At 70.7% G+C, this 12,654-nt stretch carries 11 protein-coding genes; 4 read left to right on the forward strand and 7 right to left on the reverse strand.

Annotated elements, in window-relative coordinates:
• Positions 1-121: 121 nt before the first annotated feature.
• The gene (locus tag QH276_RS12885; RefSeq protein WP_280406743.1) at positions 122-1,549 is read right to left on the reverse strand and encodes a hypothetical protein; all 1,428 of its coding nucleotides are present in this window, start codon (positions 1,547-1,549) and stop codon (positions 122-124) included.
• Between the two features lie 137 nt (positions 1,550-1,686).
• Between QH276_RS12885 and QH276_RS12890 the strand changes: the two genes are divergently transcribed.
• Positions 1,687-1,875: a hypothetical protein gene (locus QH276_RS12890; protein ID WP_280402047.1), complete on the forward strand. Its 189-nt coding sequence runs from the start codon at positions 1,687-1,689 to the stop codon at positions 1,873-1,875.
• Between the two features lie 66 nt (positions 1,876-1,941).
• Here the strand turns inward: QH276_RS12890 and QH276_RS12895 are convergent, their stop codons facing one another.
• Both QH276_RS12895 and QH276_RS12900 read right to left on the reverse strand, forming a co-directional pair.
• On the reverse strand, positions 1,942-2,595 hold the full coding sequence (locus QH276_RS12895) for a transglycosylase family protein (RefSeq protein ID WP_280402048.1): 654 nt from the start codon (positions 2,593-2,595) through the stop codon (positions 1,942-1,944).
• A 376-nt stretch (positions 2,596-2,971) separates the two neighbouring features.
• Positions 2,972-3,217 carry a hypothetical protein gene (locus QH276_RS12900; protein WP_280402049.1) on the reverse strand — a complete coding sequence of 82 codons (246 nt, stop codon included), beginning with the start codon at positions 3,215-3,217 and terminating at the stop codon, positions 2,972-2,974.
• 188 nt (positions 3,218-3,405) lie between these two features.
• Here QH276_RS12900 and QH276_RS12905 point away from each other — a divergent pair, with 188 nt between their 5' ends.
• Positions 3,406-3,825: a cold-shock protein gene (locus QH276_RS12905; RefSeq protein WP_280402052.1), complete on the forward strand. Its 420-nt coding sequence runs from the start codon at positions 3,406-3,408 to the stop codon at positions 3,823-3,825.
• A gap of 56 nt (positions 3,826-3,881) precedes the next feature.
• Here QH276_RS12905 and QH276_RS12910 read toward each other — a convergent pair whose 3' ends face one another.
• From QH276_RS12910 to QH276_RS12920, 3 genes are all read right to left on the reverse strand, one after another.
• Entirely contained in the window at positions 3,882-4,385 is a 504-nt protein-coding gene (locus tag QH276_RS12910; RefSeq protein ID WP_280396576.1) for a DUF2771 domain-containing protein, read from the reverse strand.
• Positions 4,382-6,361, reverse strand: coding sequence for an MFS transporter (locus QH276_RS12915; protein WP_280396575.1), 1,980 nt, complete (start codon positions 6,359-6,361; stop codon positions 4,382-4,384). The genes QH276_RS12910 and QH276_RS12915 overlap by 4 nt, the downstream gene beginning before the upstream one ends.
• Before the next feature lie 322 nt (positions 6,362-6,683).
• A complete protein-coding gene (locus QH276_RS12920) occupies positions 6,684-7,457 on the reverse strand; it encodes a glutaminyl-peptide cyclotransferase (RefSeq protein ID WP_432278533.1) in 774 nt (257 codons plus the stop codon).
• Between the two features lie 17 nt (positions 7,458-7,474).
• Between QH276_RS12920 and QH276_RS35365 the strand changes: the two genes are divergently transcribed.
• Positions 7,475-8,626, forward strand: coding sequence for a DUF3027 domain-containing protein (locus QH276_RS35365; RefSeq protein ID WP_348536587.1), 1,152 nt, complete (start codon positions 7,475-7,477; stop codon positions 8,624-8,626).
• Positions 8,627-8,948: 322 nt separating this feature from the next.
• Positions 8,949-11,699, forward strand: a complete 2,751-nt coding sequence (locus tag QH276_RS12930; protein ID WP_280396578.1) for a sacsin N-terminal ATP-binding-like domain-containing protein — start codon at positions 8,949-8,951, stop codon at positions 11,697-11,699.
• A gap of 13 nt (positions 11,700-11,712) precedes the next feature.
• Here the strand turns inward: QH276_RS12930 and QH276_RS12935 are convergent, their stop codons facing one another.
• Positions 11,713-12,339 carry a TetR/AcrR family transcriptional regulator gene (locus QH276_RS12935; protein ID WP_280396574.1) on the reverse strand — a complete coding sequence of 209 codons (627 nt, stop codon included), beginning with the start codon at positions 12,337-12,339 and terminating at the stop codon, positions 11,713-11,715.
• Positions 12,340-12,654: the final 315 nt, after the last annotated feature.

A 12,654-nucleotide genomic window follows, 5' to 3' on the forward strand; every position in this document is an offset into this window, starting at 1 on the left:
CGGACGCGGCCGTGGCGAACCTGGCCGGGCTGCACGCACCCCGCTGGTGCGATGAGAGCCTGCTGGATATCGAAGGTTTCAGCCGCAACGGCCCCGAGGAGGCCGCGACCCTCGGCGAACTCTACGGCCCCACCACATCACCCACTGGGGCGGGTCGGCCCCACCCCCCGGCGGCTGCGCCCGCCGACGGGGTATCGGTGAGCAGGGCTCGCCCGGCGGCGGTGAGGGCGCCGCGCCCGACCAGCCCGAGGGCCGCCGCCTCGCGCAGGGTGCTCTCCACGACCTGGCCGCGGTAGAGCCGCCGCCGGCGCGGGGCGCGCCAGGCCAGCAGCCGGCCGATAACGCCCGGATCCATCGCGGTACCCGGTGGCTGCTCGGCGAGGGTTTCCAGGACGCTGCGGCGTTCGCGCACCGCGTGCGGCACCCGCAGTTCGTGTGCGAGCGCCGCCAGTGGTTTGTCGGCGGCGTCGCGCAGGCCGATCATCCAGGGATAGCGGTCGAGCTCCAGCCAGCCGTGCGCCAGCGGCACCCAGCGTCGCGCGGGCGGCGCTTCGAGCCACGAATCGGCGGCGGGGGTGGGTGCCCAGAACTCGTCGGCGTCGGCCTCCGGCGGCGGATCCGGGAAGCCCTTTTCGATGAGCTTCGCCGCGGCCAGTAACTCCACCAGCAACCCGGCGCGGGTTTCGTCGATACCCGCCGCACGGGCGATCCGGCGCAGTTCCCGCACCCCGAGCCCACCGGCCCGCAGCGCCGGTGCGGGCGCCTGGCCGAGTACGTCCACGATCGCGGTGCAGTGCCGCAGCAGTTCGCCGACCTCCCCGGCGCCCACGCCGTTCACCTCGGCCACCGAATGCGTGGTGGCCGCCGGCTCGGGCGGGGTCAGCTGGTGCGGATCGGTGACCGGTTCACCACGGAGCACCTGGCCGACCGCGGGCGGCAGTTCCACCGTCTCGTCGTCGATCCGGCGCAGCAATCGGCGCGCCAGCAGTTGGGGAACAGGGCGGTCGGCCGGGGCGCCGGGCGCGGCGTCGCGGGTACGCCCGCGCGGGCCGGTTTCGGCAAGTTTGTCCAGTAGTGCGCGTTCGGCGGCGGGCAGGCCGGCCAGTGCCGCGGTGATCTCCGGCTCGCCCAGCGAATCGGTATCGGTACCGCTGCCCAGCGGCCACGGCAGCGCCTCGGCGGCGGCCGGCACCAGCCGGATCCGGTCGTCCTCGAACCAGATCAGGGCCCGGTCGGCGAGCTCGGTCAGTCCGGCCTCCACGGTGGCCGCTTTGGCGCGCCCACGCAGTGCCCGTTTCAGCTCGGTCCGCGTCATGGGTTCGTTCCCGGACGCGGTATGTACCGCCAGGGTTTCCACGATCCCGAACGCCGTCGTATCCAGATCATCGGCGGCCCGCAAGACCGAGGCGCGCTGTTCGGCACGTGCGGCGAGTACCGCCATGGAAGCGGGCAGCGGGACCGCGAGATCGGGTCGCCGTTCGAGCAGCGCCACCAGTTGGGGGTCGGTACGCCCGCCGAGCCAAGCGGTATACGAGTCTGGGCCGGTCATCCGGTCCAGATTAGCCGCGGCCCGGGTTCGCGGTGCGGTTGCGGCCCGGTCGCGGGTCCGGTGGCGAGTGGCCGGGCAGCCCCGCCGAGCAGCGGTTGTGGTGCCGGGCGTCCGGGCGGACATGCCAGAATGAGGGTGTGGTGAACAAATCGAAGAAACCCTACGTAGACAACGGCTGGCCCGAGGTGGCCGACGGCGAGCATGCCGTCACCGAGTTGTCGTCGACTCGTTCCGGTAACCTCTCGCCCTTCGGTGAGGACACCGAGTTCCCGGTGGCCGCCGAGCAGCTGCCGTACGTGCACCCGCACACGGTGATCAACCGCTGAGCCGGGAGAACGAAAGAACCCCGTATCCGAATGGGATACGGGGTTCTTTCGTAGTAGGGGTGCCGCTCAGTTGGGCAGCATGCCCTTGTGGGTCTCGTAGAAGCCCAGGAGTGCGGGATCCAGCTGTGGGGTGCCGGCCTTGACCGCCTCGAAGAGGTCCAGCGCGGGCTGCGGGACCTGCACACCCTGCGCCTGGACGGCGGCGAGGGCACGATCCACCGCGGTGTAGACCTCCTGGGTCTGGGTCTGCGCCGGGGCCTGCGCCTGCTGGGGAGCGGAGGGGGCAGCCGGGGTGCTCGGGGCCTCGGTCTGCACGGCGGGGGTATCGGACGGTGCCTCGCGCGGGGTCGAGCCGCTGCTCAGGCCCAGCGAGGAGGAGCAGGAAGGCCAGGCTCCCCAGCCTTGCGAGGCGAGGACCTTTTCGGCGACGGCGATCTGCTGTTCGCGGGAGGCCTGGTTCGCGGTCGGCGCGTACTCTCCGCCGCCGTGCGCCTGCCAGGTGCTCTGCGAGAACTGCAGTCCGCCGTGATAGCCGTTGCCGGTGTTGATGGCCCAGTTACCACCGGCTTCGCACTGCGCGAGTCGATCCCAGTCGGAGTCGGGTGCCGCGCTGGCGTTACCGGCGAGGGCTGCACCCGCACCGCTGATCATGGCGCCGGTAACGGCGACCTTGGCCACAGTGCGACCGGTATTGGTGGGCTTGCGGTGGCGTCCACTCATTCGGGTTCGTCTTCCTCTCGTACGCACCTGCGAGGGTTTCGCTCGGGTCCAGGCTGAGAGGGTGCCCGTCCCGCCCTCGCCCCTGTCGTTTCCTTGGGGTCCGGTACCCGCGGGGCGAGGTTCGGTGCGGCGGGCCGGTGGGCCGGTGTGCCCGGCTGGGTAAGACGGTACGACGGATCCCGCGAAAAATCACTTTTTGGTAACCGGCGTGTGCGACGCGGTTGCGGAGTGGTCACAACCGGCTCTCGGCGACTCTGCGCAGCTAGTGGGCTCGCGCCGCGGGGCCGCAAGTCCCCACAAGGCCCGTTATTATTCCGTGATGTGATTATCATCACAGAACGCATTTCGGGGCATCTCGGCGGGTACTAGACAGTTGTCACTTGGCTCGGCGGCCGGAGCGCAGCGCGAAGATCAACGCCAGGACGAAGCCCACCGGCGCCAGCATGGCCCCCAGGTACAACAGCAGCCCCGGCTTGCCGTCGGTGAGGATCGGCGTCAGGAAGATCGCCACGATCGCGAGCAGTCCGAGGGCGAACAGTCCCAGCGCCACCTGCAGCAGCCAGGTGCCCGGAGTGCGCCCGGACGACGATTCGGAGGGGCGGGGATCGGCAGGGTTGGTCACCCTTCGACGGTAAAACTGATGTGCTGACGCCCTGGCTACCGGGGTAGACTCTGGAATGATCTCGCGTCCTGCATGCTTGCGGGGCGCGTTTTTCGAGTGCAAGGCAGAACCCGCCACCGGCGGGTTTCCGCGGATATGTGCGCCCGCTCCCGCGGGCCGGGCGCCGAACAGACGAACGGGTGAGCGCAGTGCCGACCGGCAAGGTGAAGTGGTACGACGTGGAAAAGGGCTTCGGCTTCCTTTCCCAGGACGAGGGTGAGGACGTCTACGTCCGCTCGTCCGCGCTGCCCCAGGGCGTGGAAACGCTGAAGCCCGGTCAGCGGGTGGAGTTCGGTATGGCAGCCGGCCGCCGCGGTCCGCAGGCGCTGAGCCTGAAGCTGGTCGAAGCGCCCCCGTCGGTCCGGCAGAACCAGGAGCGCGGCGCGCGCAAGGAGCCCCCGGCGCGTAAGCACAGCCCCGACGAGCTACACGGCATGGTCGAAGACATGATCACCCTGCTGGAGGCCAAGGTCCAGCCGGATCTCCGCAAGGGCCGCTATCCGGACCGGAAGACGGCGCAGCGGATCTCCGAGGTGGTACGCGCGGTCGCACGCGAACTCGACAGCTGATCCGCACACAGCGGCGGCAGTGGGCCGGCCCCGTATTCCGGGCCGGCCCTCGCGTCTCAAACGGTCTTGATCGACCAGATGGCGTGCGGAATGGAGAATTCTTTCCCGGTCTCGTCGATCGCCAGGATCATCACCTGCAGTTCCACTCCGATGAGCTCCAGGCCCGGCTCGGGTTGCGAGTCGACGGTCAGGGCGCGGGCGTTCTCGGGATGGTCGCGATAGCTGCTGGGTTTCTCGACCACCTCGCCGTTCTCCCGCGCATACAGCGGAAGCAGTTCCCACGGTGTGCCTACCACCTGCGACGGCAGCGAGATCTGCAGCGGGTTACCGGCCGGAACCGCTAAGAAAACGGTTTCGCCCTGCCGGCAGTCCTCCATCCGCACCGTGCAGTAGTAGAACGGCGGCACCGTGACGGCCCGCCCGTGCGCGTACGCGGTGAGTTCCGGCTCGTGCGGTTCGGCGTCGCGCGCGAGCAGCCAGACCACACCGGCGGTACCGGCCACCAGCACGAGGAGCGCGGCCAGGGCCAGGGCGAGGGTTGTGCGGGTTTTCGTACTCACCGAGCGGTGTCTCCTCGTGGCGGGTCGTGGTGCGGGATTTCCTGTTCGGCGTGCAGCGGGCGGCGGCCACCGAGGCCGGGCAGCAGGCTGTGTCCACGCGAACTCAGCACAGTCTGGACCAGGCCCGCGGCGAGCACGGCACTGACCACCGCGAACCCCTTCCAATAGTCGGTCGGCAGCAGGACTCCGCCGGCGCCGCCGATCACCCAGCTCAGCTGCAGCACCGTTTCGGATCGGCCGAACCCGGAGGCGATCGACTCCGGCGGCAGATCGTCCTGGATGGACGCATCCAGCGAGACCTTGGCCAGTGCGCTGGCGGCCGCGGCCACCAGCGCGGCCAGCGCCGCCCCTAGCAGATTGTCCAGGATCAGTGCGGCCGCGGCGGCGGCCGTGCAGGCCAGGGTGCAGTTCACCACGATCAGCGAGGGCCGGCCGAGCCGAAGTCGTGCACCGGTGGCGTTCCCGGCGAAGTTGCCGACGGCGGCGGCCGCGCCGACCAGGCCCAGCATCGCCGCCTGCTGGACGGGGCGATGCTCGGTCGCCTTGGCGACGAAGGCGATGTAGAAGGTCAGGAAACCGGTGAGAACCCGGATACTGCCGTTACCCCACAGCCCGGTGACCACCGCACGCCCCAGCGGTTGCCGGCGTTTACGCGGCGGCACCGGTGAGTCGCGGCCGGGTTCGAGGATTTCGGTCTGCGGGTCGTCGCCGTGATAGCCGAGGGTGGCGGGCACCTCGCCCTCGGTGATCTCCACCCAGCGCGGAATCTGCCAGCTCAGATACGCGCCACCGATCGCGATAGCGGTGGCCAGGATCAAGGCGCCGGTGGAGCCGGTGAGCGCGGCCGTCGCCCCGGCGATGCCGCCGGCGCCCAAAGTGCCCCCCACCAGGCCGAATACGGTGAGCCGGGAATTGGTGCGGACCAGGTCGATATCCGGTGGCAGCACCCGGGGTGTCACCGCGCTCTTGAGTACGGCGAACGATTTGCTCAGCACCATCATGCAGAGCGCGAGCGGATACAGCACCCAGCTGTCCATGCTGAAGATCAACACCACGGCCAGGACCGCGCGGGCGGCGAACGATGCGGCCAGTGCCAGCCGGCGGCCGGTCTGGAGACGGTCCAGGGCCGGTCCGATGAGCGGCGCGATGATCGCGAACGGTGCGATGGTGATCAGCAGGTACAGCGCGACCTTGGATTTGCTCTCGGCGGTCGCGCTGGCGAAGAACAGGGTATTGGCCAGCGCCACCGCGATCGCGGCGTCCAGCGCGAAGTTGGCCATGGTGGCGTAGGTGAGTGCGGTGAGACCCGATTTGTCCGCACCGTCGGCCTCCGCGGCCCGCCGGAAGGTGGCGATGCCTTTGCCGGTGAGCTCTTTGCCACGCATGGCCGCCACCCGGGTGACGGTGAGTTTGCGGGGAACCCGGCGGCCGTCGTCATCGTGCTCGGGATCGAGATCGGCGCCGCGGTACTCCTTGGTGGGCGCGGGATCGCCCGGGCGCCCGCGTGCCGCGTGGTCGCCGGGGGGAAGCGGATGGCCGGTGCCGGATGCCGGGTGACCGGCGCCCGCCCCAGTCCAGGGCGGGTCGGCGAATACTCGGCGGTCGTCCGGCGCGGCGCTCTCCCGCGCGCCCGCGGACCAGGGCCGGCCGCCGCTGTTCGGCGGTGTGCCTTCCCGGACGCCCGTAACTCCGGGTGCCTCGAAGTCGGGTGTGGACGGGTCTGCCGTCGTGAATGCGGGACGGGAGCCGCGGCGCGGCCCGGACGTCCCCCGTGCCGCCGCGGGACCCGGGCTTGGTGCGGCGGCCTCTCGCGCGGCTGCGTTACCGGGCGGCCGGTACCCAGGGGACGCGGAGTTCTCCGGTGTGGCTGCGTTACCGAACCGGTCGCCGGCCCGGCCGGAGGGTTCGCGGGACGCCGGACGCGCGGAGCCCCGGGAACCGCCCAGTGCGCCGAAGACCCGGGCGAAGCGGCTCACCCGGCCGGACCCATGCGTCGCCGCGCCGCGGTCGGGCGCGGAGTCGCCGGACGGGAGCGGTCGGGTCGGGGGCGGGGCCGGGCGGGTGCTGCCGGGGTCGGGTTCGCGGTGGCGGTGTGGCACGTTCGGCGGTGGGTAGCGGTCGAAACCTGGATGCCGCTGGGGTGGCGGTGACTCGCCGGCGGGCCACTGACCGCGATCGGAACCGGAGGGCTCGCGGGAAGTGGGCACTCCTCAATTCTGGCCCACGGCGGCCGCGGCGAAACCCCGCCCTGTCCAGGGCGGTCCGGAAAGTGAGCTGCGTCGCTCCGCTCCGGTGCGTTCAGGCCGGGACGAAACGGACCTCGAACATCGCCGGCCAGTACTTTCCGGTGATCAGGAAACGGTCGGTACCCGGGATCGCGGCGATCCCGTTCAGTACATCCGTACCGGCGCGTTGCGCCGGTGGGAGCAACCCGGCCGCATCGATCACCGCCAGGACCCGCCCGGTGCCGGGATCGATCCGCAGGATCTCGTCGGTGGGCCAGGCGTTGGCGTAGACCGAGCCGTCCGCGGCGCATTCGAGTTCGTTCAACCGCGCGTCCGGATGGCCGGTCAGCGCGACCGAGCCCGTGACGGCGAACGTTTCCGGGTCGCGGAAGGTGAGCGTCGCCGATCCGTCGCTCATGATCAGCCGCCCGTCCCGGTGGCACAGACCCCACCCTTCGCCCTGATAGTGCACGCGCCGCTGCTCGGCCAGCGATCGCGGGTCGCGCGCGAAGGCCACGCCTTCTTTCCAGGTGAGCTGCCACAGCGTATCGCCCGCCACGGTGATGCCCTCGCCGAAGAAGGGCAGAGGCAGCTCGGTGTGCGCGACCTCGGCGCCGGTACGCCGGTCGGTGCTGCGCACATCGGATTGCCCGACCATCCCGGTGCCCTCGTACAGCACGTCCCCGTCGATCTCGAGGCCCTGGGTGAACGCCTTCGGGTCGTGCGGGTGGGTCGCGAGCACCTCGACGGACATGCGCGGGGCGGTGTTGTCGGCGTTTGCGCAGGCGCCCGGTGCGAGCAGGCACATCAACGCGGCACCGACCCAGCTACGCCCAGTGTGCTTCATACGGCAAAATGTAGACCGTGAGCGCAGTATCTGTTTCGGACCCCGAGGTGCGGTTCATTCTGGCCGATGCCGTCGACCTGGCTCGTAGTGCGCTCCTGGACCTGGAGCCCACCGGAGTCGGGGTGCATCTCGGTGTGCGTGCGGAGGACGAATGCGCCGCCACGCACTGCTTCGAGGCCACCTTGCCCGGCTACCACGGCTGGCAGTGGGCGGTGGTGGTAGCCGCCGCCCCGGACACCGACCGGGTGACGGTGAGCGAATCGGCGCTGCTGCCCGGTCCCGACGCGTTGATCGCCCCGGAGTTCGTCCCGTGGGAGCAGCGCATCCGCCCCGGCGATCTTGCTCCCGGAGATCTGCTCGCGCCGCCGGCCGACGATCCGCGTTTGGTACCGGGCTATACGGCCACCGGCGATCCGGAGATCGACGAAGTCGCCTACCAGGTGGGTCTGGGCCGTAAGCAGGTCCTCAGCCTCGAGGGCCGGGCCGAGGCAGCGCAACGCTGGTACGAAGAATTCGGCCCGGACAGCGACATGGCCAAGGCCGCCCCGGCCTCCTGTGAGACGTGTGGTTTCTACGTGCCGCTGGCCGGCGCGTTGCGTGCGGCGTTCGGCGTCTGCGCCAATGCCATGGGCGCCGACGGCCATGTCGTGCACCTGGGTTACGGCTGCGGCGCGCATTCGGAAACCGCCTTGCCGACCGGCGCCGGATCGCCGCTGTACGAGGCCTACGACGACGCCGCGGTGGAGGTTGTCCAGGTGGGTTCGCCGGAATCGGCGGACACTGCCGGCACGGCCGAAACATCGGCTGCGGAGGAAGGCGAGCCGGTCCACTCGGGTCCGGCCGGCGGTCCGGAGTTGCCGGGAGCCGATGCTTCGCGGGATCTTGTGGTGGGCGATGCGGAGGGGCAAGGCCGGCATTCGGCCGCGGTCGGCGACGAGCCCGCCGGCGATCCGGCGGAGTCGACGCCGTCCGGAGCCGGAACACCGGGGGGCGCCGACGATGTGACGGGGGAGCCGGCGAACCAGGTGGTGGATTCGCGGCAAGCGCCCACCGGCCCGGCCACACAGATTGCCGATTCGGCGCCTGGGAGCGACCGGTCGGAGAGCGGTGCTCCGGTGGCGGAGACCGGCGAAACACGGGAGGGATCGGTGCCGGAGTCGGGAAACTGATTCCGGGTGCCGGTCACCGGCCATTCTCGCCGAAGGATATTGCGCTGCAACACTTTCGGCGCTACTACGGTCGGCGTGCGCGGACGGAATCGAGTCCGCGGGCGCGCATGTTCTCGCGGGGTGGTTCGGGATTCGGCGAAGGGGAGCGGGCACGTACGCTGAGGCGGTGAGTGAGATCGGCGCCTGGGGCGAGACGGGCGGACCGGCGCGGCCGTCCGTGGAACAGCACGCCGCTGTGCCCGATGACCGGCGAGCCGCTGTATCCGATGAGCGGCAGTCCGCCGCGCCCGACCCCTTCGGTACTGCGCGGCTGCGCGCCGCCGTGCTGGCGGCCTGGCGGGATTCGCCGACCCGGCTGCGGGAGGACGCGGCGACCGAAGCAGACCTCGTCCGGGCCGGCTACCGGGATCGGCTGCTCACCGAATTGGCGCAGAATGCCGCCGATGCCGCGGTCGCGGCCGGGGTGCCGGGCCGGATCGTCGTGCGCTGCACCGGCCGCACCCTCTCGATCGCGAATACCGGCGCACCGCTGGACGTTACGGGCGTACATGCGCTGACCGCCTTGCGGTCGTCCGGGAAAACCGGCGAAACAGGTGAAGTCGGGCGGTTCGGGGTCGGGTTCACCGCGGTGCTGACGGTGAGCGACGAGATCGAATTCCGCTCGACCAGCGGATCGTTGCGTTTCTCCCGGGAGCGCACACGGGTGGAGTCGGCAGCGGCCGGAGTGTCCCTCCCGGACGACACAGCGGAGTTCGCCCCACCGGTATTGCGGCTGGCCTGGCCGCTTGCCGAACGGCCGGCAGACGATGCCGATACCGAGATCGTGCTGCGGCTGCGCCCGGATATCGACCCGGTGGCACTGCTGGAGTCCATGCGGTCCGAGGCAGTGGATCTGCTACTGGAATTACCCGCCCTCGAAGAAATCCGGGTCGAGGATTTCGTGGCTCGTTCGGTGATCCGGGATCTCGCGACACCGGGGTTGCGGGAAGTGCGGATCGGCACCGCCGAATCCGAGCGTTTGTGGTGGGAGTACCGGACGCCGCGGGCGCGCTGGCTGCTGCCGGTACGAGCCGGCCGCCCGGTGGCCGCGCCACCCGATGTGCTGCGCGCCCCGACCCGTTCCGACGAGGAGCTGAGCCTGCCGGCGCTGCTGATCGCCGATATCCCCATGCAACCCGACCGCCGCCGGATCCTGCCCGGCACCCGGCTACGCGAACTGGCCACCGGTTATGCCGGATTCGCCCGGGCGCTGCCGCCCGCGGACCGCCCGGTGCTCGTTCCGGCGCCGGGGTTCGCGCGCAGCGAGGTCGACGGTCTGCTGCGGGAGGAGCTGCTGGCCGAACTACGGGACAGCCCCTGGCTGCCGGTTCTGGCCGCCGAACCCGCGGAAGACGGCGCGGAGCAACTCGACGACCGGGTCGCGGTGCCCACCCGGGCCAGTGTTTTCCCCGGACTCACCGCGGAACTGGCCGGACTGCTGGGCGATGTGCTCGACCCGTTGCTGACCCCGGAACTCTCCGAGTCACGCCATACCGAGGCACTGGCCGCACTCGGTGTCCACCGGATCGGCTTGGCCCGGCTGGCGGAGCTGTCCGCCGGGCTGGATCGGTCGCCGCAGTGGTGGTCGGCCCTGTACAGCGCACTCGAACCATTCGTCACCGATCAGCTGGCGGTCGAAGAACTCGGCGCCCTGGCCGTACCGCTGGCCGACGGCCGGTCGGTGACCGGGCCGCGCACCGTGCTGCTGGACGAGGAACTGACCGGTCTGGCGGAGCCGGTGCCCGTGCACTGGGCGCGGCTGGTGCATCCGGCGGCCGCGCATCCCTTGCTGGCCCGGCTCGGCGCCCGGCAGGCGACGGTGGCCGACCTACTGTCGGACCCCGCGCTACAGGCGGCACTGATCGACCACCCCGACGACCCGGGCACGGTCGAGCCGGTTCTGCGGCTGGCGGCGGTGGCCGATGCGGCGGTGCTGCCGCCCTGGCTCGGGTTGCTCGAACTACCCGACCGCGCCGGCGAACCGCGACCGGCCGATGAACTGCTGCTCCCGGACGCGCCGCTGATCGAACTGCTGGTCCCCGACGCGCCGTTCGGGGTGGTGTCCGAGACGGTCGTGGCGGAGTACGGCACCGGTGCGCTGCGGGCGGTGGGGGTCGGCTGGGATTTCGGAATCGTCACCGAAACCGACCCCACCGGCCCGGACCACGATCTGGACGACGAGGAGACTTGGTGGGCGGGGCTGGCCGACGACCCGCCACAGCTGGTCGCGGTGCGTGATCTCGACCTGGTCGACGACGCGGCCTGGCCGGAAGCGCTGTGGCGATTGCTCTCCGAGCCGCGGACCCGCCCGCTGCTCGGCGACGCGGACGGCTACACCGCGTGGTGGTTGCGCCGCAACGCCCGGATCGACGGGATCCCGCTGGGGGGTTACCGGCATCCGGCCGATTCCGAATTCGCCGGTCTGCTTCCGGAACTGCCGATCCCCGGACTGTCCGGCGCGGACCTGGACGCGCTCCGCGGCTGCCTGGCCGATCCCGCCGCCATCGATCTCACACTCGCCGGGATGCTGCTGAACGCGCTGGCCGATCCCGCCGCAAGCCCGGTGCCGGAGGTGGTTTCGCGGGTGCATACGCGATTGGGCGCCGCGGTGTCGCGGCTGGATATCAGCGAGCTGGATCCGCCGGATCAGGTGCGGGCGCTGTCCGGCGCGGTGATCGACGCCGGCGACGCGCTGATCCTGGACCAGCCGTGGTTCGGCCTCGCGGTTCCGCCCGACCGGCTGATCGCGGTGGATCCCGCGGCGGCCGCGGATCTGGCGGTACTGCTCGATCTGCCGCTGGTCTCGGAACAGGTGGCGGCCGAGGTACTCGGCAAGGGGCACGAAACCACCTGGGAGCGGGAGCCGCTCGGTGTGGTGGCCCGGCAGCTGTTCGCGCAGCCGCCACCCGGCCCGCTGGTGGTGCACGACGAATTGCGGGTACGGCTGTCGGGTGCGGTCGCGCGTACGGTGCATGTCGCGTGGTGGCAGGACGGCGAAACGACGCATATTCTGCGCCCCGCGGTGGCGCACTGACCGGCGCAGTGGCCTATTCGGCGTGCCCGGCCAACGTGTGGGCGAGGAGATCGAGCTGGGCGCGCACACTTTCGCTGTCGTCGTCGACCAGCCAGCGCAGCACGATCCCGTCGATCACGCTGAGGGTGAACCGGGACAGCTGCCGCACCGGGACCTTCCAGGTACTGCCGGTGGCATCGCGGGCATGGTCGAGGATATCGGCGACCGTCGAATCGTTGAAGTCGTACTGTTCCCGGGCGATCGCGAGTTTGGCGGGTGTCTGCTCGCCTTCGCGCAGCGCGTAGGTGGTGGTCTCGTAGGTGAGCAGCTGGCGTTCGGGGGTGGCCTCGATATTGAGCCACATCAGTTCCAGCCCGGCCCGCAGCAGATCGCGCAGCGCGGTGTTCCCGCTGCCCGCCTCCTGCCAGACCGATTCGTTGGCGTCGACCGAATCGCGTAATTCCATCGACAGCGCTTTGACCAGTTCGGTCATCAGCGCGTCCTTGTTCTCGAAGCAGTAGTGCACCACACCTAGTGAGACGCCGGCCGCCTGCGCGACATCGCGGGTGGTGACACCCGCGACCCCCTTCTTCTCGGCGAGGCCGATGGCGGCCTCGATGAGGTGGGCCCGTCGTTCTTCGACGCTCAATCGGGAGGACACACGAGCGAGTTTGGCCGTAGCGGCCCCAACAGTCAATTCCCCCATGCACGCCGCCGGACCGGGCCGGAGCCGGGGGTACGGCCCCGCTGCCACGGAATATATGGGCCGAGTTTCATAATCCGGTCTGTGCGCCCTTGTCGCCGCGGCGCGCGCCGCGGCGCGGCGCGCCGCACGACCGGGTGCCCGCCGAAATGCTGCCGGCCGTCCTGATCGACGCCGGTGCGAGCCACGAGCGTATCCACCACCACATGCGAGCCCGCCAGACCCGTAACGACACCCGCATGCGCAATCCGTACGGATTCCCGCCGTTGCAGA

The organism is Nocardia carnea (genome assembly GCF_029869215.1).
Lineage (GTDB): Bacteria > Actinomycetota > Actinomycetes > Mycobacteriales > Mycobacteriaceae > Nocardia > Nocardia carnea_B.